General features: G+C 74.3%; 20 protein-coding genes, 1 pseudogene and 1 riboswitch. Of the genes and pseudogenes, 7 read left to right on the top strand and 14 right to left on the bottom strand.

Annotated elements, in window-relative coordinates; all coding sequences use genetic code 11:
* Positions 1-38: 38 nt before the first annotated feature.
* Complete coding sequence (locus BJ961_RS15695; protein ID WP_271413447.1) at positions 39-287, bottom strand: hypothetical protein; 249 nt, start codon at positions 285-287, stop codon at positions 39-41.
* 128 nt (positions 288-415) lie between these two features.
* Between BJ961_RS15695 and BJ961_RS15690 the strand changes: the two genes are divergently transcribed.
* Entirely contained in the window at positions 416-1,000 is a 585-nt protein-coding gene (locus BJ961_RS15690) for a sigma-70 family RNA polymerase sigma factor (protein WP_271413446.1), read from the top strand.
* Positions 1,000-1,751, top strand: a pseudogene (locus BJ961_RS15685) (anti-sigma factor). The gene BJ961_RS15690 and the pseudogene BJ961_RS15685 overlap by 1 nt, the downstream one beginning before the upstream one ends.
* A 43-nt stretch (positions 1,752-1,794) precedes the next feature.
* Here BJ961_RS15685 and BJ961_RS15680 read toward each other — a convergent pair.
* The 5 genes from BJ961_RS15680 to BJ961_RS15660 are packed head-to-tail and all read right to left on the bottom strand — an operon-like array spanning position 1,795 to position 7,217.
* The gene (locus BJ961_RS15680; protein WP_271413445.1) at positions 1,795-2,610 is read right to left on the bottom strand and encodes a DUF1295 domain-containing protein; all 816 of its coding nucleotides are present in this window, start codon (positions 2,608-2,610) and stop codon (positions 1,795-1,797) included.
* Complete coding sequence (locus BJ961_RS15675; RefSeq protein WP_271413444.1) at positions 2,607-3,917, bottom strand: SAM-dependent methyltransferase; 1,311 nt, start codon at positions 3,915-3,917, stop codon at positions 2,607-2,609. The genes BJ961_RS15680 and BJ961_RS15675 overlap by 4 nt, the downstream gene beginning before the upstream one ends.
* A complete protein-coding gene (locus BJ961_RS15670) occupies positions 3,914-5,200 on the bottom strand; it encodes an SAM-dependent methyltransferase (protein ID WP_271413443.1) in 1,287 nt (428 codons plus the stop codon). Before BJ961_RS15670 ends, BJ961_RS15675 begins: the two co-directional genes overlap by 4 nt.
* Positions 5,197-5,940, bottom strand: a complete 744-nt coding sequence (locus tag BJ961_RS15665) for a DUF1365 domain-containing protein (RefSeq protein ID WP_271413442.1) — start codon at positions 5,938-5,940, stop codon at positions 5,197-5,199. The genes BJ961_RS15670 and BJ961_RS15665 overlap by 4 nt, the downstream gene beginning before the upstream one ends.
* Positions 5,937-7,217, bottom strand: a complete 1,281-nt coding sequence (locus BJ961_RS15660) for an NAD(P)/FAD-dependent oxidoreductase (protein WP_271413441.1) — start codon at positions 7,215-7,217, stop codon at positions 5,937-5,939. The genes BJ961_RS15665 and BJ961_RS15660 overlap by 4 nt, the downstream gene beginning before the upstream one ends.
* Positions 7,218-7,403: 186 nt before the next feature.
* Between BJ961_RS15660 and BJ961_RS15655 the strand changes: the two genes are divergently transcribed.
* The 4 genes from BJ961_RS15655 to BJ961_RS15640 all read left to right on the top strand — a co-directional run bounded on the left by BJ961_RS15655 (position 7,404) and on the right by BJ961_RS15640 (position 12,269).
* Positions 7,404-8,165: an alpha/beta fold hydrolase gene (locus BJ961_RS15655; RefSeq protein ID WP_271413440.1), complete on the top strand. Its 762-nt coding sequence runs from the start codon at positions 7,404-7,406 to the stop codon at positions 8,163-8,165.
* A 203-nt stretch (positions 8,166-8,368) separates the two neighbouring features.
* Positions 8,369-10,003, top strand: coding sequence for an ABC-F family ATP-binding cassette domain-containing protein (locus BJ961_RS15650; RefSeq protein ID WP_271413439.1), 1,635 nt, complete (start codon positions 8,369-8,371; stop codon positions 10,001-10,003).
* An 80-nt stretch (positions 10,004-10,083) separates the two neighbouring features.
* Positions 10,084-11,829 carry an ABC-F family ATP-binding cassette domain-containing protein gene (locus BJ961_RS15645; RefSeq protein ID WP_271413438.1) on the top strand — a complete coding sequence of 582 codons (1,746 nt, stop codon included), beginning with the start codon at positions 10,084-10,086 and terminating at the stop codon, positions 11,827-11,829.
* Complete coding sequence (locus BJ961_RS15640) at positions 11,814-12,269, top strand: flavodoxin family protein (protein WP_271413437.1); 456 nt, start codon at positions 11,814-11,816, stop codon at positions 12,267-12,269. Before BJ961_RS15645 ends, BJ961_RS15640 begins: the two co-directional genes overlap by 16 nt.
* Positions 12,270-12,310: 41 nt before the next feature.
* Here the strand turns inward: BJ961_RS15640 and BJ961_RS15635 are convergent, their stop codons facing one another.
* The 6 genes from BJ961_RS15635 to BJ961_RS15610 all read right to left on the bottom strand — a co-directional run bounded on the left by BJ961_RS15635 (position 12,311) and on the right by BJ961_RS15610 (position 17,889).
* Positions 12,311-13,084: an ABC transporter ATP-binding protein gene (locus BJ961_RS15635; RefSeq protein WP_271413436.1), complete on the bottom strand. Its 774-nt coding sequence runs from the start codon at positions 13,082-13,084 to the stop codon at positions 12,311-12,313.
* Positions 13,081-14,109, bottom strand: a complete 1,029-nt coding sequence (locus tag BJ961_RS15630) for a FecCD family ABC transporter permease (protein WP_381161112.1) — start codon at positions 14,107-14,109, stop codon at positions 13,081-13,083. Before BJ961_RS15630 ends, BJ961_RS15635 begins: the two co-directional genes overlap by 4 nt.
* A 32-nt stretch (positions 14,110-14,141) precedes the next feature.
* The gene (locus BJ961_RS15625; protein ID WP_271413435.1) at positions 14,142-15,218 is read right to left on the bottom strand and encodes an ABC transporter substrate-binding protein; all 1,077 of its coding nucleotides are present in this window, start codon (positions 15,216-15,218) and stop codon (positions 14,142-14,144) included.
* A 63-nt stretch (positions 15,219-15,281) separates the two neighbouring features.
* Positions 15,282-15,467: riboswitch (cobalamin riboswitch) on the bottom strand.
* A gap of 74 nt (positions 15,468-15,541) precedes the next feature.
* Complete coding sequence (locus tag BJ961_RS15620; RefSeq protein WP_271413434.1) at positions 15,542-16,201, bottom strand: fasciclin domain-containing protein; 660 nt, start codon at positions 16,199-16,201, stop codon at positions 15,542-15,544.
* 320 nt (positions 16,202-16,521) lie between these two features.
* Entirely contained in the window at positions 16,522-17,454 is a 933-nt protein-coding gene (locus BJ961_RS15615; protein WP_271413433.1) for a M56 family metallopeptidase, read from the bottom strand.
* Between the two features lie 6 nt (positions 17,455-17,460).
* Entirely contained in the window at positions 17,461-17,889 is a 429-nt protein-coding gene (locus BJ961_RS15610; protein WP_381156201.1) for a BlaI/MecI/CopY family transcriptional regulator, read from the bottom strand.
* 112 nt (positions 17,890-18,001) lie between these two features.
* Between BJ961_RS15610 and BJ961_RS15605 the strand changes: the two genes are divergently transcribed.
* Complete coding sequence (locus tag BJ961_RS15605) at positions 18,002-18,577, top strand: TerD family protein (RefSeq protein ID WP_059296699.1); 576 nt, start codon at positions 18,002-18,004, stop codon at positions 18,575-18,577.
* Here BJ961_RS15605 and BJ961_RS15600 read toward each other — a convergent pair.
* Entirely contained in the window at positions 18,567-20,285 is a 1,719-nt protein-coding gene (locus BJ961_RS15600; protein WP_271413431.1) for a tetratricopeptide repeat protein, read from the bottom strand. The two genes, BJ961_RS15605 and BJ961_RS15600, sit on opposite strands and share 11 nt — an antisense overlap.
* 119 nt (positions 20,286-20,404) lie before the next feature.
* Positions 20,405-21,091 carry a lytic polysaccharide monooxygenase auxiliary activity family 9 protein gene (locus BJ961_RS15595; RefSeq protein ID WP_271413430.1) on the bottom strand — a complete coding sequence of 229 codons (687 nt, stop codon included), beginning with the start codon at positions 21,089-21,091 and terminating at the stop codon, positions 20,405-20,407.
* Positions 21,092-21,234 lie beyond the last annotated feature (143 nt).

Below are 21,234 nucleotides of genomic sequence, written 5' to 3'. Positions count from 1 at the left end.
CGCATTAACCAGTAATGTGGAGGACCGCGGACGTCGGGTCAAGGGGTTGCGCGGAGGAAAGTGCCGCGGGACGGCGGGTGGACGGCGACGGGGGCCGGGCACAGCGCCGGGCGGTCGCCGATGTGGCAGCGGGCCGGCAGGGCGCGGCCGACCGGGAGGCCGGCGTCGTCCACCGCGACGCGGGACAGGCCCTCGGTCCACGCCCCGGGGACGGCGCGCGGCGCGTCGACGAGGGCGGCCTCCTCGGGGGGAAGGCGGCGCGGACGGGTCCGGGACCCCCCGTGCACCCGTGGGAGGGTGGGCTGCGGGCGAGGCCACCGCGGCTTCGCGCGACCCGCGACCAATCCGCGGGGGGCGCTGCCTCGTATTACGCGGGGACCTCCCCGCCGTCGCACATTCTTTTGGAGCAACCGTCGTGAAGGAAGCCGTACACATCGGCAGAAATCCATCGTCCCAACCCGATCTGCAGCAGCTGATCCGTGAGGTGGCCCTGGGCGATCAGGACTCCTTCGCCGCCGTGTACGACGCGGTGGCGGGGTCCGTGCTCGGGGTCGCCCGGGCGGTGCTGCGCGACCAGGCCCAGTCGGAGGAGGTCGCGCAGGAGGTGCTGGTCGAGGTGTGGCGCACGGCGCCCCGCTACCGGCCCGAGCGCGGCACGGTGGTGAACTGGATCCTGACCCTGGCCCACCGGCGGGCCGTGGACCGGGTGCGGTCGGTGGAGGCCGCCGCGGCCCGCGACCACAAGGCCGCCCTGCTCGACCGCACGCCCGAGTACGACGAGGTGACCGAACAGGTCGAGTCCCGCCTGGAGCGGGAGCAGGTGCGGCGCTGTCTGCGCACCCTGACCGAGATCCAGCGCCAGTCCGTGACCCTCGCCTACTACCGCGGCCTGACCTACCGGCAGGTGGCCGAGGCGCTCGCGCTGCCGCTCGGCACGGTCAAGACGCGACTGCGCGACGGTCTCATCCGGCTCCGCGACTGCCTGGGGGTGAGCGCGTGATGCGCACCGAGGACCTGCACAGCCTGACGGGCGCCTACGCCCTGCACGCCCTGCCCGACGACGAGCGGGACGCCTTCGAACGCCACCTGGCGGACTGCGCCACCTGCGGGCAGGAGACCCGGGAGTTCGCCGCCGCGACGGCCCGGCTGGGGCTGGCCGCGACGGTCGTACCCGGACCGGTGCTCAAGGACCGGGTACTGCACCGCATCACCACCGTGCGCCAGGTTCCGCCGGGCGGCGGCACGGCCGGGAAGACGCGCCGCGTCGTGCCCGCGGGCGCGGTCTGGCCCGCTGGGCGCTGGCCGCCTGCCTGGCCGCCGCGGCGGGTCTGGGCGGCACGGCGGCGTGGCAGTACGACCGCGCGCAGGACGCCGGGGAGCGGGCCGCGCAGGCCGAGCGGCGGGCCGAGACCCTCGCCGGAGTGCTGGCCGCGCCGGACGCCGAGTCCCGCACGGCGCGACTGGCCGACGGGGCGAGCGGCACGCTGGTCGTCTCCGAGGGCCAGGACCGGGCGGTCTTCCTCGCCTCGGGCATGGCCGAACCGCCGCGGGGCAAGGTGTACCAGCTCTGGTTCGACGACCACGGCACGATGCGCTCGGCGGGCCTGATGGACCCCGGCAGCACCAGCCAGGCGGTCCTGATGGAGGGCGCCGTCGACGGTGCGGCCGGTGTGGGCATCACGGTCGAGCCGTCCGGCGGGTCGGAGCAGCCGACCTCGGACCCGATCGCGCTGATGAGCATGCCGGCCTGAAGGGGGTGAGGGCCGCGGCCCTCACCCCCTCCCGGGTCCCGTCCTACGCGGACCGGCGCGGCGGACGCGGGAAGAAGCCACTGGTGCGCGCCGCGTACTCGGTCCACCCCGGCCGGTCCGCCATGTGCCGCTCGAGGAGTCGCTTCCCGCTGCCGCCGATCAGCAGGTACGTCATCACCAGCGGGGCGACGACGGACACCGCGGCGGCGGCCGGGCCCGCGTCGCAGGCGATCAGGAACAGGCCCCACCAGACGCAGAGGTCGCCGAAGTAGTTGGGGTGCCGGGTCCAGCTCCACAGGCCGCGGTCCATGATGCGGCCCCGGTTGGCCGGGTCCGCCTTGAACCGGGCCAGCTGGGCGTCCCCGACGGCCTCGAAGGCCAGCCCCACCGCCCACACGGCCGCCCCGGCCCAGGCCAGGACCGACAGGGGCCCCGGCCCGTACGAGGCGGCCTGCACCGGCAGCGACACCAGCCAGACCAGGGCGCCCTGGAGCAGGTACACCATGCGCAGGGCGTAGAGGTTCCGGTTGCCGCGCGCCTTGGCGAGCATGGCGTCGTAGCGCGGGTCCTCGCCGTGGCCCCGGCCGCGCCGCGCGATGTGCGCGGCCAGCCGCACTCCCCATACGACGGTGAGGGCCCCGACCAGGGCCTGGCGCCCGGCATCGCCCTCCCCCCTCGCCGCCGCGACCGCGCAGGTCACGACGGCGACGGCGGCGAAGCCGAGGCCCCAGGCCACGTCCACGACCCGGTGGACGCCCTTGCGCAGGGCGACGGCGAAGGTGGCCAGCATGACGGCGAGCGCGGCCGCCGCGGCCCAGCCGAGGCCCACGGCGAACGCGCCCCACGGGAAGCCGCTCACGGGCGGTCCAGCCGCTCGTACCACTCCCCCGGCGTCGCGGGCATGCCGCTGACGCCCTCGGCGGTGGGCCGGACGCTCAGGATCTGGTCGACGCCCATGCGCCGCTGCTCGAAGGCGAGCGCGCCGCCCACCAGGTAGAGCCGCCACACCCGCGCGGTCTCCTTCCCGACCAGCGCGACGAACTCGTCCCAGCGCTCCTCCAGGGTGCGTTCCCATGCCGTGACCGTGCGGACGTAGTGCTCGCGCAGCGACTCGACGTGGCGCACTTCGAGACCGGCGTCCTCCAGGAGCTGGACCGTCTCGCCGAGGGGCCGCATGTGCATGTCCGGGGCGATGTACGCCTCGATGAAGGCGCCGCCGCCGGGGGCATTGCGGCCCCGGGACATCTGCTGCACCAGGACGCGTCCCCCGGGGCGGACCATGCGGTGCAGGGCGGCGGTGAAGGCCGGGTACTCGGCGTCGCCGACGTGCTCGCCCATCTCGATGGTGGAGACGGCGTCGTAGCCCCCGCTGGTGATGTCGCGGTAGTCCTGGCAGACGACCTCGACCCGGTCCTCCAGGCCGCGCTCCCGCACCTGTTCGCGGACGTGCGCCGCCTGCTCCTCGGCGAGCGTGACGGCGGTGACCTTCGCCTTGTGCCGTTCGGCCGCGTAGAGGGTGAGCGAACCCCAGCCGCAGCCGATGTCCAGGAGGCGGGAGCCGACGGTGAGGCCGAGCTTGCGGCAGATCAGCTCCAGCTTGGCGCGCTGGGCGTCGGCGGCGTCCGCGTCGGTGTACTCGTCCGCCCACACCCCGCACGAGTAGGCCATGGTCTCGTCGAGGAGGAGGCGGTAGAAGTCGTTGGAGAGGTCGTAGTGGTGGCTGATGGCGGCGCGGTCGCGGGACCTGGTGTGCAGGCCGCCGCGCAGCCGGGCCTGCGAGGCGGGCGTCGCGGGGCGCGGGCCGAGGGCGCCGAGGCGGACGGCGGTGCCCGCCGCGCGGGCCCGGTCGGCGAGGGAGAGGCGGGGCGGACGCAGCCGGCGTTCGCGGGTGGCCGCCCACATCCGGCGCAGGCCGTCGGCCAGGTCGCCGTCGACGTCCAGTTCGCCGGTGACGTAGGCCTGCGCCAGGCCCAGTTCGCCGGGCTGCCACAGCAGGCGGCGCAGCGCCCGCCGGGAGCGGACGACGACCACGGGGCCGTCGGCGGGGCCGGTCTCGGAGCCGTCCCAGGCGCGCAGCCGGACGGGGAGCGGGCCGCCGAGCGCGTCCTCGACGAGCGCGGCGAGCCGGTGGGCGGCGCCGGTCCTGGCGGTGCGGGCGGTGCTCATCGGGCGGGGCCCTCCTTGGTGAACAGGTACTGCTGGACGTCGAGGTAGGCGGCGCGGAAGCCGGCCTCGGAGTAGGCGAGGTAGAAGGTCCACAGGCGCCGGAAGGTCTCGTCGAAGCCGAGGGCGTCCACCTCGGCGGCGCGCTCGGTGAACCGCTCGCGCCACAGCCGCAGCGTCTCGGCGTAGTGCGCTCCGTAGTCGTCGCGGCGGGCGACGCGCAGACCGGTGTGGTCGCGGACCGTGTCCTCTATCGCGTCGGTGGAGGGGATCAGGCCGCCGGGGAAGACGTACTTCTGGATCCAGGTGTGGGTGTGGCGGGCGGCGAGCATCCGGTCGTGCGGCATGGTGATGGCCTGGAGGGCGGCCCGGCCGCCGGGGGCGAGGCGCTCGTCGAGGGTGCGGAAGTACACCGGCCAGAACTCGGCGCCGACGGCCTCGATCATCTCGACGCTGACGAGCGCGTCGTAGGTGCCCTTCTCCTCGCGGTAGTCGCGCAGTTCGACCCGGACGCGGTCGGCGAGGCCCGCCTCGCGGGCGCGTTCGAGGGCGCGGTCGCGCTGTTCGCGGGAGAGGGTGAGGGAGGTGACGTGGGCGCCGCGGGCGGCGGCGCGCAGGGCGAGTTCGCCCCAGCCGGTGCCGATCTCCAGGAGGCGGGTGCCGTCGCGGACCTCGGCGAGGTCGAGCAGCCGGTCGATCTTGCGCTGCTGGGCGGCGGCGAGGGACTCGCGGCGGGCCGGGAAGGCGGGGAAGACGGCGGAGGAGTAGCTGAGGGTGTCGTCGAGGAAGAGGGCGAACAGGTCGTTGGACAGGTCGTAGTGGCTGCTGATGTTGGACCGGGCGCCCTCGGGCGTGTTGCGGCGGGCGGCGGGCCGGCGCTGGTGCCACAGGCCGCGCAGCCGTTGGAGCGGGGCGGGGACCAGGTCGGCCGCGTGGGCGGCGAGCACGGTGAGGGCGCCGACCAGGTCCGGGGCGTCCCACTCGCCGGCCATGTAGGACTCGCCGAAGCCGATGAGGCCCTGGGCGCCGATCCGCCCGTGGAAGGCGTCGGGGTCGTGGACCTCCACCAGCGGACCGCCGAGGCCCACGGTGGCGCCGTCGGCGAACCGTACCCGCAGCGGCAGTCGGCGCAGGGCGCGGCCCACGACGGCCGCGGCGATGGCCCGGCGGGCCCGTGAGGTGCGGGGCGGTGCGGCGACGTCGGGCCAGCGGTGCGGGTCGACCGGGGTGCCGCGGCCTTCCGTGACCGGGGGCGCGGCGGCGGGGCGTGGGTGGGTTGCGGTCATGATGCCTTCTCCGTGGTGCGGTGACTCGGGCGCGGCTGGACGGGCAGGCCGCGCAGGTAGAGGCGGATGCCGTGCCTGCGGATGCCGGCCGACACCGCGAGGGTCGACAGGGGGTGCCGCAGCGCCAGCCGCAGGAGGGCGGCGGGGGTCGCCTCCCGCCGGGTGCCGCGGACGGTCGCGGTGAACGGCCGGGCGCCGGGGCGGTCCAGGCGTACGGTCAGGTCGAGGTGGTCGGCGGGCAGCGGCAGCCGCATGCGGTAGGCGCCGTCGACGGGGTTGAACGGCGAGACGTAGAACTCCTTGTCGACGTGCGCGACACCCGCCTCGTCGGGGTCCAGCAGGTACGCGTGACGCTCGCCGTAGGTGTTGTGCACCTCGGCGACCACGCGGCGCGGGGTGCCGTCGGGGCCGTGGCACCAGTACAGGGTCAGCGGGTTGAAGACGTGTCCGAGGACGCGGGCGTGCGTGAGCATCAGCACCCGGCCGCCCTCCAGGTCGACGCCGTGGGAGGCGAGGAAGCGGTCAAGGCCCGCGCGCGGTGAGGGGGCGTCGCCGGTGAAGTGGTCGCGGGCGCGGAAGCCGGCCAGCGGGCGCAGTGGACGCGGCAGTTGGGGCAGGTGGTCGAGGTCGACGAGCCACATGTAGGTCCGGTGGCGCATGGCGTACCGGATCGGGTCGAGGCGTATGTGCCCGATCTCGCAGGGGTACAGGCCGGGGCGTGCCGTCGGGTCCGGGGTCACCAGGTCACTCCGAGCGCCGCGGCGGCCTCCACCCCCGAGCGGCAGCCGTCCTCGTGGAACCCCCAGCCGTGGTAGGCGCCGGCGTAGGCCGTGACCGGGGTGCGCAGGCCGGGCAGGCGGCGCTGGGCGGCGACCGACTCGGGTGTGTAGACGGGGTGTTCGTAGGTCATGCGGGCCAGCACCCGGCCGGGGTCGACACGGTCCTCGCCGCCGAGCGTGACGACGTAGGTGTCGGCGGCGTCGAGGCGCTGCAGCCGGTTCATGTCGTAGCTGACGCGGACCCGGTCGGCGCCCGCGTCGCAGGCCGGCATGAGGTAGTTCCAGGAGGACCGGGCGCCGCGCGAGCGGGGCAGCAGGGCGGTGTCGGTGTGCAGAAGGGTGGCGTTGCGGGAGTACCGGAAGGCGCCGAGGACCTCCTTCTCGTCGGGCGTCGGGTCGGCCAGCAGCGCCAGTGCCTGGTCGGGGTGGACGGCGACGACGAGGTGGTCGTAGGTGTCGGTGGTGCCGTCGGCCGCGGTGATGTCCACGCCGTCCGCGTGCCGGGTCACCGAGCGGACCGGGGCGGCGGTGCGCACGTCGGGCAGCCGCTCGGCGATCCGGTCGACGTAGGAGCGGGAGCCGCCGGTGACCGTGCGCCACACCGGGGAGCCGCCGACGGCGAGCATGCCGTGGTGGTGCAGGAAGCGGAACAGGTAGGCGGCCGGGTAGCGCAGCGCGGTGGCGGCGTCGCAGGACCAGACCGCGGAGACCACGGGCGTCGTGAAGTGGGCCCGGAAGTACGGCGAGAAGCCCTCGCGGTCCAGGAACTCGCCGAGGGTCAGGGACTGGTCGGCGCCGTCGGTGAGCAGCTCGCGGGCGGCGCGGTGGAACCGGGGCACCTGGGCGAGCATCCGCAGGTAGGGGCCGTGCAGGGCGTTGCGCGGGCGGGCGAGCAGTCCGGCGGGGCCGCGGGCACCGGCGTACTCGAGACCGCAGCCCTCGCACCGTACGGACATGCTCATCTCCGACTCCTGCGTGGCCACCCCGAGTTCGTCGAAGAGGCGCAACAGGTTCGGGTAGGTGCGGCGGTTGTGCACGATGAATCCCGAGTCGACCCGGTGGACGCGGCCGTCGGACGCGGTCAGGTCGTGGGTGTGGGCGTGCCCGCCGAGGCGGTCGTCGGCCTCGTAGAGGGTGACGCGGTGCTCGCGGCCCAGTACGTGGGCGGCGGTCAGACCCGCCACTCCGCTGCCGACGACGGCACTGCGGCGCACGGCCTCCCCTGACACTCGCGGCATTTCGCTGCTCCTCCACCCCACTGTGATCAACGCTTGCGTGAGTAATCCGGAGCCGCGGGGCGGGCGGATTGCCGCAGGTTGCGGACCGCTCGGACGACCACCAGTCCGGGGGCGGCCCGGCAACGGATCATCTGGGGCGGGCAGGGGCGGGGAAGATGAGGGAAACGGGAAGGGAAAGGGACCGACATGGGTGTGGAGCAGGATCCGTCGACCGGTGGCGCGCTGGAGGTGCGGCGCCGTCCGGTGCGGACCCGCGCGGCCGTGCTGGTACTGCACGGCGGGCGGGCGGAGAGCCGCAGCGCCGCGCGTCCCTGGCAGCTCGCGGCCCTGCGGATGCGCCCCTTCCTGCGGGCGCTGGAGGCGGGCACCGGCCGCGACGACGTGCTCCTGGCCCGGGTGCGCTACCGCAGCCGCGGCTGGAACGGTGCCGCCGCGGAGCCACTGGCCGACACCCGGCGGGCGCTCGCCGGGTTGCGGGCCCTGGTCGGTGACGTGCCGGTGGTCCTGCTGGGCCACTCCATGGGCGGCCGGGCGGCCCTGCGCGCGGCGGACGCCGCCCCGGTCCGGGGTGTGGTCGCCCTCGCGCCCTGGTGCCCTCCGGGCGAGCCCGTCGCCCAGCTGCGAGGCCGGGACCTGTTCGTCCTGCACGGCACCCGCGACCGCGTCACCGATCCCGCCGAGTCGGCCGCGTACGTCTTGCGGGCCCGCGCCGCCGGGGCCCAGGCGGGGATGGTGCTGCTGGACCGCGGCGACCACGCCATGCTCCGCCACCACGCTCAGTGGCACCGCACCGCGACGGCGGCGGTCGCCCACCTGCTCTCCCCGGAGGCGGCGCCCTCCGAGCTGGTCGCCCGGGCCTTGGAGGCGGCCGAGCCGCCGGTTCTCGGCCCGGCTCGGGGTGCCTCGTCCGACCCGGCGCCGGGTCCGGTGCGGGAGCCCGGCTGCTAGTCTGGGAGAGACGTTGATCGTGCAGCGAGGAGTCGCGGACATGGTGGGTGACGACGACATCTCCGGGTGAGACCCGGTCCCGGTAGGCCGCAGCGGGCGCGTTCGAGCGCCGTCGCAGTGGCCTCCTCGTCGTGCCCTTTTCCCTGTCTCGCTTCCCGGGCAGAGGTCTGTGCCCTGCCCTTCACCGCCACGAGGTCGTCTCCATGTCCGACGCCGCCGTCCGCTGTTCCGACCTGTCCTTCTCCTGGCCCGACGACACCCCCGTCTTCGAGAACCTGTCGTTCACCGTGGGAGCCGGCCGTACGGGCCTCGTGGCCCCCAACGGTGCAGGCAAGTCCACCCTGCTCAAGCTGATCGCCGGCGAGCTGCGGCCCACCGCCGGCTCGGTGTCCGTCTCCGGTGTCCTCGGCCATCTGCCCCAGGCCCTCCCCCTGACGGGCGGGCTGACCGTGGCCGAGGTCCTCGGCGTCGACGCCGTGATCCGGGCCATCGACGCCGTGGAGTTGGGGGACGTGGCCGAGGAGCACTTCACCGCCATCGGCGACGACTGGGACATCGAGGAGCGCACCCGCGCCCAGCTCGACCGCCTGGGCCTGGGCGGTCTCGACCTGGACCGCCGGCTGCGCACGCTCAGCGGCGGCCAGGTCGTCTCCCTCGGACTCGCCGCCCAGCTGCTGAAGCGGCCCGACGTGCTGCTGCTCGACGAGCCCACCAACAACCTCGACGTGGACGCCCGCGGCAGACTCCACGACGTGCTCGGCGACTACCACGGCTGCCTGCTGCTGGTCAGCCACGACCGGGAGCTGCTCGACCGCATGGAGCGCATCGCCGAACTCGATCGCGGTGAACTGCGCTTCCACGGCGGCAACTTCACCGAGTACGAGGAGGCCGTCCGCTCCGAGCGGGAAGTCGCCGAGAAGAACGTCCGCAACGCCGAGCAGGAGCTGAAGCGGGAGAAGCGGGAGCTGCAGCAGGCCCGCGAGCGCGCCGACCGCCGCGCGAGCAACGCCGCCCGCAACCTCAAGAGCGCCGGGCTCCCCCGGATCTTCGCGGGCAACATGAAGCGCGGGGCCCAGGAGTCCGCCGGCCGGGCGGGCCAGACCCACGCCAACCGGGTCGGTGAGGCCAGGGCACGGCTCGACGAGGCGGAGCGGTCGCTGCGCGAGGAGGAGCGCATCGCCCTGGACCTGCCGGAGACCCGCGTCCCCGCCGGCCGCACCCTCTTCCTCGGCGAGGGGCTGCGGATCCGGCTCGGCGACCGGGACCTGTTCGGGGCGCAGGGCGTCGACCTGACGGTCCGGGGCCCCGAGCGGATCGCGCTGACCGGGGCCAACGGCGCGGGCAAGAGCACGCTGCTGCGTCTGGTCCACGGCGGCCTGGAGCCGGAGGGCGGCGGGATCAGGCGGGCCGACGGACGCGTCGCGTACCTCTCCCAGCGGTTGGACCTGCTGGACGACGAGCGCACCGTCGCCGAGAACTTCGCCGCCTACGCCCCGGACCGGCCGGAGGCCGAGCGGATGAACCTCCTCGCCCGCTTCCTCTTCCGGGGCGCCCGCGCCCACCTGCCGGTCGGCCTGCTCTCCGGCGGCGAGCGGCTTCGGGCCACGCTGGCCTGCGTCCTGTGCGCGGAACCCGCCCCGCACCTGCTGCTCCTGGACGAGCCGACGAACAACCTCGACCTGGTCGGCGTGGGCCAGTTGGAGAGCGCCCTGAACTCCTACCGGGGGGCCTTCGTCGTCGTCAGTCACGACCGGAGGTTCCTGCGCGGGATCGGCGTCGGCCGCTGGCTGCGGCTGGCCGGCGGGGAGCTGACGGAGACGGGGGCGCCCGAGGTGTGAGCCGCCGGCGTGCCGACCCGGCCCGCGTCCGAGGCGCAGTGCCCCGCGGGCCGTCCACCGACCACGCTGAACGGACTCCCATGTCTCACCCCGCTCTGCTCGCCCACGACCTCGTGCACACCCTCGGCGCCCGGCGCGTCCTCGACGGTGTCTCCCTGACCGCCTCCCCCGGCCACCGCATCGGCCTGATCGGGGAGAACGGTGTCGGCAAGTCGACCCTGCTGCGTCTGCTGGCCGGCGCCGACGAGCCGGACTCCGGCAGCGTCGTCCGCCCGCCCGACCTCGGTTTCCTGCACCAGGAGATGCCGTACGAGGCCGGGGCCACGATCGCCGACGTGCTCGACGACGCCCTGCGGGAGGCCCGCGCGGACCTCGCCGAACTCGCGGCCCTGACCGAGCGGCTCGCCGTGACCGCCGAGGACGCCCCCGGCTACGCGACGCTGCTCGACACGTACGGCGCCCGGCTCGAACAGGCCCGGGAGCGGGAGGCCTGGGACGCCGACCGGCGCGCGGCCCTCGTGCTCGGCGGACTCGGTCTCGGCGCCGTCGCGCACGACCGTCCCCTCGGCTCCCTGTCGGGCGGGCAGCGCGGCCGGCTGGCGCTGGCCGCGCTGCTGGTGCGCAGGCCGTCCGCGCTGCTGCTCGACGAGCCGACCAACCACCTCGACGACGACGCCGTCGCGTTCGTCGAGGAGCAGGTGCGCGGGCTGCCCGGCGTCGTCGTGGTGGCCGGCCACGACCGGGCGTTCCTCGACGCCGTCTGCACCGACCTGATCGACCTGGATCCGGCGGTGGACGGCCCCGTCCGGCACGGTGGCGGTTACAGCTCCTACCTGGCCGCCCAGCACGCCGAACGGGAACGCTGGGAGCGGCGCTGGGCCGAGGAGCAGGAGGAACTGGCGGCGCTGCGCCGGTCGGCCGGGGTCACCGCGCACCGCGTCGCCCCGGACCGGGGGATGCGCGACAACGAGAAGATGGGCTACGGCCGTCGCGCGGGCCGGGTGCAGCACCAGATCTCCCGACGGGTGCGCAACGCCACTCGCAGGCTGGAGGAACTGGAACGCGGCCAGGTGGCCGAGCCGCCGCGGCCCCTGCGGTTCGCGGGCACGGTGCCGGCCGCCCCGGCCGAGCCGGGCGAGGAGCCGCTGGTGTCCCTGCGCGACACGCGGGTTCCGGGCCGGCTCGCGCTGGACGGGCTGGAGGTGTCGGCGACCGAACGCCTCCTGGTCACCGGCGGCAACGGCACCGGGAAGTCGACCCTGCTGGCCGTGCTCGCCGGGCACCTCGCGCCCGGGGGCGAGATGCGGCGCCGGCCGGGACTGACGGTGGGGCTGCTCGCGCAGGACACGGTCTTCGAGCGGCCGGAGCGGACCGTGCGGGAGACCTACGACGCGGTGCTCGGGGCGCGGCGGGCGGACGCGGTGCCGCTACGCTCCCTGGGGCTGCTGCACGACGCGGACCTCGACCGGCGGGTGGGCCACCTGTCGGCCGGGCAGCGCCGCCGTCTCGCCCTCGCCCTGCTGGTGGCGTGCCCGCCCCAGTTGCTGCTGCTCGACGAGCCGACCAACCACCTCTCCCCGCGGCTCTGCGACGAACTGGAGGACGCGCTCGGCGGCGGGCCCGGCGCCGTCGTCGTCGCCAGCCACGACCGGTGGCTGCGCGGCCGTTGGGAAGGGCGGGAGGTCCGGCTCGCCGGCGGGACGGGACCCGCGGGCCGGGGCGAGGGGCCGGCCGGTGACGGCCCGTACGGGGGCGGTCGTGCCCGGGGCGCCTGTTGCGACGCGCGGGGCCGGGCGGCAGGCTTCGCGGTGTGGCCACTTTGCTGATCGTGCATCACACGCCGTCGCCGAACTGCCGGGCGATGCTGGAGTCCGTCGTGTCCGGGGCGACCGCGCCCGAGATCGAGGGGGTGCGGGTGGTCCGGCGGGCGGCGCTGGCGGCCACGGCCGTCGACGTGCTGGAGGCCGACGGCTACCTGCTGGGCACCCCGGCCAATCTGGGGTACATGTCCGGAGCGCTCAAGCACTTCTTCGACCAGGTCTACTACCCGTGCCTGGACGACACCCGTGGCCGCCCCTTCGGCTACTACGTGCACGGGGGCAGCGACACCACGGGCGCGGTACGCGGCATCGAGTCCGTCACGACCGGTCTCGGCTGGCAGCGTGCGGCGCCCGCGGTGACCGTGGCCGGTGAACCGGGCAGGGCCGACCTGGATGCCTGCTGGGAGCTGGGGGCCGCGCTCGCCGCCGGCCTGACGGACGACTGACCTCCTCCCGGGGTGCCGCGTCCTCGGCCGACGCGCGGCCCCTAGCCCGGCAGGGTGCCCAGGAAGCGCACGTGGGGGCGGTCGGCCGGGGCGGTGCGGGTGATCTCGGCGTGTACCCGGTAGACCTTCGCCACCAGGTGCGCCGTCAGGACGTCCGCCGGTGCGCCGCGGGCCACGACCCGGCCCTCCGAGAGGACGACGAGGTGGTCGCAGTACATCGCCGCCAGGTTGAGGTCGTGCAGGGCGACCACGCTGGTGACGGGCAGGGCGGCGACGAGGGCCAGTACGTCGAGCTGGTGCTGGATGTCGAGGTGGTTGGTCGGTTCGTCGAGCAGGAGTTCGCGCGGCTCCTGGGCGAGGGCGCGGGCGATCTGGACGCGCTGGCGTTCGCCCCCGGAGAGCGTGTGCCACAGCCGGTCGGCCCGACCGGCCAGGGCGGTGCGCTCCAGGGCGTCCGTCACCGCCTCCTCGTCGGCCGCCGACGCCGGTGCCCAGGCGCGGCGGTGCGGGATGCGGCCCAGCCGGACGACGTCGCGGACGGTCAGTTCCACCTGGGTGTCCGTCTGCTGCTCGACCACGGCCACGCGCCGGGCGACGTCCCGGCGGCCCACCCGGTCCAGGGGGCGTCCGTCGAGGGTGACGACGCCCGAGGCCGGGGCGAGCACGCCGGCGAGCAGCCGCAGCAGGGTGGACTTGCCGGAGCCGTTGGGTCCGAGCAGGCCCGTCATGGCGCCGGTACGGGGGCTCAGGTCGACGCCGTCCAGGATGAGCCGCCCGCCGGCGGAGCGGGAGACCCGCTCGGCGCTCAGTGTCACCGTGCCCTCCGGGTGCGGTACAGGACGAGGACGAAGGCCGGGACACCGATCAGCGAGGTCACCACGCCCACCGGGACCTCCTGCGGTTCGAGGACGGTACGGGCCAGGGTGTCGACCCACACCAGGAACACCGCCCCGGCGAGTGCGCACACCGGCAGCAGCCGGGCGTGCCCGGGACCGGTGAGGGCCCGAACCGCGTGCGGCAGCACCAGGCCGACGAAGCCGATCGCACCGGCCGAGGCGACCAGGACGGCGGTGAGCAGGGCGGTGGCGCACAGCAGGACCAGCCGGGTACGGGCCACCTGGACGCCGAGCGTGGCCGCCGCGTCCCGGCCGAAGGCGAAGGCGTCCAGGGTCCTGGCGTACCCGAGGCACACGGCGAGGACCAGCACGAGGACCGCGGCGGTGGTCCACACGTCGCTCCAGCCCGCGCCGCCGAGCGAGCCGAGCAGCCAGAACAGCACGCCGCGGGTGGTCTCGGCGTCGGCGGCGGTCATGACCACGAACGAGGTGAGCGCGGAGAACAGCTGCATCGCCGCGACGCCCGCGAGCACCACCCGGTCCGTGGTGCCGCCGAGACTGTGGCTGAGCAGCATCACCAGCGCGAAGGAGCAGACCGCGCCGATGAACGCCCCGCCGGGGACCGACAGCGCGCCGCCGCCGACGCCGAGCACGACGACCAGGACGGCGCCGGTCGAGGCACCGGAGGAGACGCCGAGGACGAAGGGGTCCGCGAGCGGGTTGCGCAGCAGGGACTGGAGCACGGCCCCGCACACCGCGAGCCCGGCACCGCACACGGCCGCGAGGAGGGTGCGGGGCAGCCGCAGGTCCCAGACGATGCCGTCGCGGATCGGCGACACGTCCGCGGCGGGGGTGCCGGCGCCGAGGTGGGCGGCGATCACGGACCACACGTCGCCGACGCCGATGTCGGCGGGGCCGAGGGTGACGGCGACGGCCAGGGAGGCGCACAGGGCGACGATCCCGGCCGCCGCCCACACGAGGTGGGGGCGGCGGGATGCGCGTATGCCGGAACCGGGGGCCGCCCGGCCCGCGGAGGTCACTTGGTGAGCCCGTACGCGCGCAGCGCGGCCGCCACCCGCTCCACACCCTCGACGGTACGGATGGTGGGGTTCATGGCCTGCCCGCTGAGCAGCACGTAGCGCTTCTCGCGTACGGCGGTCAGGTTCCTGGTCACGGGGTTGGACTCCAGGAACTCGATCTTCTTCGCCGCCGTCTCGGCGGTCTGGGACCTGCGGGTGAGGTCGCCGAGGACCAGGACGTCTGGGTTCCGGTCGGCGACGGTCTCCCAGCCGGTCTGCGGCCACTCCTCGTGGGTGTCGTCCATGGCGTTCTCGGCGCCGACCGCGCGGGTGATGATGCCCGGGGCACCGCAGCAGCCCGCCAGGTAGGGCGAGGTGGAGTTGGCGAACCAGTACATGAGGGTGACGCCGGAGGCGTCGATGCCGGATGTCGCCTTGTCGACCCTTGACCTCAGGTCGGCGACGAGCTTCTCGCCGCGCTGTTCGACGCCGAAGAGGCGGGCCAGGTCGCGGACTTCGCCGTAGACGGTGTCCATGGTGAGGGGCTCGGCCCGGACGCCGTCGCCGTCGCCGCTGTTGTCCTTGCCGGCGCAGTCGGACGGGGACAGGTAGGCCGGTACGCCGAGTTCGGTGAACTGTTCGCGGGTGGCCACGCCGCCGGTGCCGAGGGTGGAGGCGAAGGAGGCGGTGACGAGGTCGGGTTCCGCGTCCAGGACCGTCTCGAAGGACGGCATGTCGTCGGCGAGCCGGGGGACGCCCGCGTTCGCCTTCTCCAGTCCCTTCATGACCGGGTCGGTCCAGGTGGCGGTGCCCGCCATGCGGTCGGCGAGGCCGAGCGAGAGCAGGATCTCCGTGCTGCCCTGGTTGAGGGAGACCGCCCGCCGGGGCGGCGCGGCGACCCGCACCTGGTGCCCGCAGTCACTGACGGTGCGTGGCCGACCGGCGGCGTCGGCCGGGGCGGCCGGGGCGTCGGTGCTCGCGCCGGCGCCGCAGCCGGAGGCCAGCAGGGCGGCGGACAGCAGCAGGGCGGGGGCGCGGACGGCGCGGTGGGGGCGGAGGAGGCGGCGGAGACCGCCGGGGCGCGCTGCGGGCACGGAAGATCCTCTGGCGTCGAGGGCTCGTACGCGAAGCCCGTTCGTACGGTGCGGCCCGCGCCGCACGCGGCACGGGTGCCAGCAGGTCTTCGGACTCGGGTTCGACCGGACGGAACGCCTTCCCGGCCGGCGTACGCCGGCCAGTGGCCCGTGTTCCGCCCGTCCCCCTCACCGCTGCGCGTCAGTTCCGGATTCGCACCGGATTCCCTGACCCACCAGGTGGGTTCGACTGGCTTGCGCAAGCTACCACAGGGTCGGCGCGTGGGCCGGGGGCGGGCCTCTGCCCGACCTGTCCCCGGCCCACGTGTCCGCCCGCCCGCGTGTCAGCTCTTCGGCATGAGGACCGTGTCGATGATGTAGACGTTGGCGTTGGCGGTCTTCACGTTGCCGCAGACCACGCCGGCGGAGTCGTTGACCTTGTAGGACTCGTCCGAGCCCGAGGTGGTCAGCTTCGACTTCTGCAGGGTGTCGAAGGAGCCGTTCTCCAGGTCCTTGGGGGCGAGCTTCTGGCCCACGACGTGGTAGGTCAGGATGTCGGTGAGCATCGCCTTGTCGTTGAGGACCTTGTCCAGGTCGGCCTTCGGGATCTTGGCGAAGGCGTCGTTGGTCGGCGCGAAGACCGTGATGTTCTCGGCGTTGTTGAGCGTGTCGACCAGTCCGGCCTTCTTGACCGCGGAGACGAGCGTGGACAGGGCCGGGTTGTTCGAGGCGGCCGTGGCGACCGGGTCCTTGGCCATCCCGTCGAACGAACCGGCGCCCTCCTTCGGCACCGTGGAACAGGCCGGGCCGAACGGCTCGTCGGAGTCCGCCATGCCGCCGGAGGTGTCGGCCGACTTGTCGTCGTTCGCCGCGGGCGCCGAGGAGGCGGCCTGGGCGGAGTCCGAGGAGCCGCTGTCGCCGTCGTCGGAGCAGGCGGCCAGGGACAGGGGCAGGACGGCGGCCGCGACGACGGCGACGGCGGAGCGGCGGATGCGGGCGTTCATGGAGAATCTCCCTGAAAACGGGCAGCTTGAGGGCTGCGTTGAAGCGGTGTCGTGGTGCAGAGCTGCGGTGGTGTGCGGCGGTCCGCCGAGTACGCGGCGCCGTTACGTGAAGGCCGGCCGACCCGGTTGCGGGGTCAGCCGCCGGTTCGCTGTCGGCGTGGTCTCGGTTCTTCGCTCACACGGGTAATCCGAAGCCGGCTCGGGTCCGGATTGGTCGCCCACCCGATCGAGTGAAGAAATTTCGGGGGCACCTCTGTGACCTGCGGTTTTCCGAAGGGAACTGTGGAATCCGGGACGACCGGCGACGGGGTGACGGGCGCTCAGAGGTGTGTCGCGGTCCGCAGGATGAGGAACATCGTGACGGCGGCGTTCGCGGACGACATCGCCGAGACGGCGGTTCCTGCGGCCGCGGCCCACGCCGCCAGGCCCACCGAGGTGAACACCGGGGGCCAGGTGCGGGCCGCGGGAGCGGGGCCGAGCAGGGCCGCCACCCGGCGCGGCACCGGGCCCGGCGCCGCGAGTCCGGCGAGGGTGGCGACGGGGGTGCCGCGGGAGACGAGGGCGGCCTTGCCGATCGCCGTCGCCACCGACCGGCGGTCGCCGACCGCCCGTGCCGCCGCCTCGTCCGCCCACCGCTCCGCCGTGTAGGCCACGGCCGTCCGCAGGGGGCGCAGGAAGGGGTTGGCCAGGGCGGCGAGCCGGACGGCGAGCAGGAACCGGTGGTGCCGGGCCGCGAGGTGGGCGCGCTCGTGGGCGAACAGCGCCCGCCGTTCACCGGGTTCGAGGCAGTCGAGCAGGGCCGTGCTCACCACCACGCGGTCCCGGCGCCCGCCGGGCAGCGCGTAGGCGTAGGGCACGTCGTCCGGCAGTACGGCCACCGAGGTGCCCGGCAGCCCGGCCAGCGCGCGGTGGGCGCGGCGGCGCACCCTGCCGTGCCGCCACAGGGCCCGGGCCGAGGCCGCGACCACGGCGCACAGCGCGGGGATGGCCGCCTTGCCGGCGACCTCGTCCTGGGGCACCGCCGCCCGCACCTCGGGGTCGGACCAGCCGTCCGGCAGCGGGTTGCCGGGCAGTTGGGCGGTGCCGACCACCATCACCAGGGCCAGGCACAGCGTGCTGCACAGGGCCATCACGGCGGCGACGGCGGTGAGCAGCCGGGTCGCGGTCCGCGGGTGCAGGTGCTGCTCGGCCAGCCTGGCGATCGGCCATGCCGTCAGCGGCAGGACCAGGGGCAGGAAGACGAAGACCCCCATGCGGTGTCAGCCGTCCTCCGCGGCACGCGCGTGCCCCAGCAGTTCGCGCAGCAGCCTCTCGTCGTCCGGGGCGAGACCGGTGACGAAGCTGGCCAGCACCGCCTCGCGGTCGCTCTCCGCGTCCAGGACCTTGCGCATCCTGCGCGCGGCCAGTCCCGCCTGGTCCGAGGCGGGTGTCCAGGCGAAGGACCGGCCCGCGCGCTCGCGGCTGACGACGCCCTTCTCCAGCAGCCGGGTCAGGATGGTGATCACCGTGGTGTAGGCGAGGTCGCCGCCGAGGTGCTCCTGCACCCAGCCGGCCGTCGCGGGGCCCTCCGCCTCCCGCAGTGCGGACAGCACCAGGGCCTCCAGTTCGCCCTGGCCCCGCCGCCGCGGTCGCCGGTCATCCGTCACGGCCCGCCTCCTTCCGCCGCCGATCCTCTTCCGGGGCGCCATCGTATAGAAGGCTTGTCTTCTACAGTGTTGTAGATTGGCGGGCAGGAACATGGACGTCATCGGCAGACGTGATCGGCGGACCTGATCACTGGACGGAACGAAGGAGAACGCAGTGGGAGTTTCCCTGGCCAAGGGCGGCAACGTCTCGCTCAGCAAGGAGGCGCCCGGTCTGACCGCCGTGCTGGTCGGTCTGGGCTGGGACGTGCGCACCACGACCGGTACCGACTACGACCTCGACGCCTCCGCGCTGCTTCTCGACGCGTCGGGCAAGGTGCTCTCCGACGGGCACTTCGTCTTCTACAACAACCTCACCAGCCCGGACGGCTCGGTCGAGCACACCGGTGACAACCTCACCGGTGAGGGCGAGGGCGACGACGAGGCGGTCAAGGTGAACCTCGCCGCGGTCCCGGCCGAGGTGGACCGGATCGTCTTCCCGGTCTCCATCCACGACGCGGAGAACCGCGGCCAGAGTTTCGGCCAGGTCCGCAACGCGTTCATCCGCGTCGTCAACCAGGCGAACAACCAGGAGCTGGCCCGCTACGACCTGTCCGAGGACGCCTCGACCGAGACCGCGATGGTCTTCGGCGAGCTGTACCGGCACGGCGCCGAGTGGAAGTTCCGGGCGGTCGGACAGGGCTACGCCTCCGGTCTCGCGGGCATCGCCGCCGACTTCGGCGTCAACGTCTGATCCGGGACTCCCGGAGGGGCCGGCGGTCCGTGGCGCAGCAGTCGGTCCCTCCACCGGCGGCCCGTACTGTGTCGAGGCGGCAGTAGCAGGACGCCTCGACCGGTACGTCCGCCAGAGCGGCGGCGAGCTTCAGCTGCTGTGCCACGATCCGCGCCTCCCCCGTCCTGCCCAGCCGCACCAGGCACTCGTGGAGTCCGTGCAGGGCCCAGACGTTGTTCGGGTGCTGGAGCGGGCGGGGCAGTGTGTCGTCGAGGCCCAGGTCGGCCCGGTAGACCGCCTCGGCCTCGGCGATCCGGCCCTGTTCGAGGAGCAGGGCGCCGTAGGCGTGCCGGGTGGGCTGCATCCAGCCCCAGGGCTCGTCGTAGGGCAGGTTGTCGTCCAGCTCGATCGAGCGTTCCAGGGCGGCGAAGGCGGCGGTGTGGTCGCCCCTGCGGTACTCCAGTTCGCCGTCGAGCATGGCCGAGGCGACGGCGAGGATGTCGGCGCAGGTGTTGTTGAACAGCGTGCGGGACTCCGGCACCCGGGCGACCGCCGCGCGGAACAGGTCGCGTTCGGCCTCCGCCGCCGGGACCCGGCCGGTGGCCGAGAGGGCGACGCCGCGGGCGTAGTGCAGCATGGCGGTCGTCACGCAGTACAGGCGCGGGTCGGCCGGCAGCGGCAGGGCGAGGATGTCCGCCCAGCGGCCGAACCGGATCAGGACGTGCACCCGCATCGCCAGGAACCCCTCGAGCCAGTCGGCCATCGGCGGGCTCTCCACCCGCAGCAGTTCCTCGGGGACGGACGCCTCCAGCCGCGCCGCGGTGTCGAGGGCGACCTCGTACTGCCCCAGGAACATCGCGCCGTAGATCCTGAAGTGGAGGTTGTGCGAGCGGTAGAGGGTGTAGAAGTTCATCGCGCCCGACCGCGCGCGGTACTTCTCGTCGGCCGCGATCGCGGCGGCGTTGTCCGACACCACGCGGCGGTAGTCGCCGCACAGCACTTCGAGGTGCGACGGCATGTGCTGGAGGTGCCCGGCGTCGGGGACGAGGCCGCGCAGCCGGTCGGCGACGGCGAGGGCCGCCTCGGGCGTGGGGGACATCTCCATCAGGTGGATGTAGAGGTGCAGTACGCCGGGGTGGTCGCGCCCCCCGCCGGCGGCCAGGGCCCGGTCCAGCACCTCCTTCGCCGCCAGGGTGCGGGCGCCCTCGGCGGGCCGTCCCGTGCGCAGGTCCCACAGCCGCCAGGGCGTGAGGTTCATCAGGGCGTCGGCGTAGAGGGTGGCCACGTCCAGGTCGTCCGGGGCCAGTTCGTACACGGCGCGCATGCTGTCGGCGTACGGCGCGTTCCACACCGAGCAGTCCTCGACGGCGCTCGCCCGCGGGTAGCGTGCGCGCAGGGCGCCGATCAGGGCGCGCTCGACGGGGGTGGCCCGGTCGGCCAGGTCGTGAGCGCGTTCGACGGCGGCGTGGGTGCGCCCGACGGTCCGGGTCAGCTCCTCGGCGCCGAAGGCCTCCCACGGCTTGTTGTAGTTGGGGCCCAGCGCGTGGGCGATGCCCCAGTGGGCCATGGCGCAGTCCGGGTCCGCCGCGGCGGCGGCCTCGAAGCACGCGACGGCCTCCTCGTGGTGGAAGGCGTACGTCCACACCAGCCCGCGGTCGAACCACCGCTGGGCCTCGGGCGACGAGGTCGTCACCGGGCGGCCGTGGCCGCCCAGGTCGTAGTAGTCCATGAGGGGACGTATACCGCACCCGCAAGCGGACGCGGAGCGGTTCGGCGGGCCGTCGCACGACCGGTGTCCCCGCCGGGTGCGACGCGCCCGGCGGGGGTGGGGGGCGGGAGTGGCGCGGGTCAGCCGAAGTCGACGTCGGAGCACAGGAAGTACGTCTGGTCCATGTGCGACGCCTGCCAGATCGTGTAGACGACGTGCCGGCCGCTCAGTCCCGAGGTGCTCACCGGGATCTCGTAGTCCTGGCTGGGCCCGTAGCTGCCCGTGCGGGCGACCTGCTGAAGGTCTCCCCACGTCAGGGCCTGCGTGGCGGGGTCGAAGCCCTGCTTGGTGACGTAGACCAGGAAGTAGTCGGCGCCGTGGCTGGCCTGGTCGTGGAGCTTGACGGTGAAGTCGTCGGTGACGTCGGTGGTCTGCCACGCGCCCACGGCGTCGAGGGAGTTGTAGCGTCCGCCCTCGGTCCGGCCGCCGCTGCAGAGCCGGCCGTCGGGGACGACCGCCTGGAAGTCACCGGCCGAGCCGTTGCGGTACAGGCCGTTCCAGTTCCACATGGCGTTGGGGTTGTCCTGCCACGCCTGCCAGCACATGGGGTCCTGGTCGGCCATGGCCGGGTTCTGGAAGTCGTCGCCCCAGCGTTCCCAGCAGCCGTAGTTGCGGGAGGCCGGGTCGACGACCGAGCCGTGGGCGACGGCGGTGCCGCTCCAGGGGATCAGGGTGAGCAGGACCGCCGTGAGGGTGCTGAGGACGAGGGTCGCCGCCCGGCGGGTCGTTCCGCGGGGCGTGTCTTTGGTGTGATCATGACAAGTCATGACGTCCTTCTCTCGCGTGGGGGGACAGCGTGGAGCGGCGGCATCGCGAGCGCATGGGAGCGCTCCCAAAGTCGGCTCGAAGACCAGGCTGCGCCCGGGTAAAGGAATTGGCAACACCCGAATCGAGCCACTCCCCGTGGGCG

It is taken from the genome of Streptomyces lienomycini (genome assembly GCF_027947595.1).
Lineage (GTDB): Bacteria > Actinomycetota > Actinomycetes > Streptomycetales > Streptomycetaceae > Streptomyces > Streptomyces lienomycini.
Note: the sequence above shows the minus strand (reverse complement) of the source record. Positions and strands in the feature narration are given on the sequence as shown.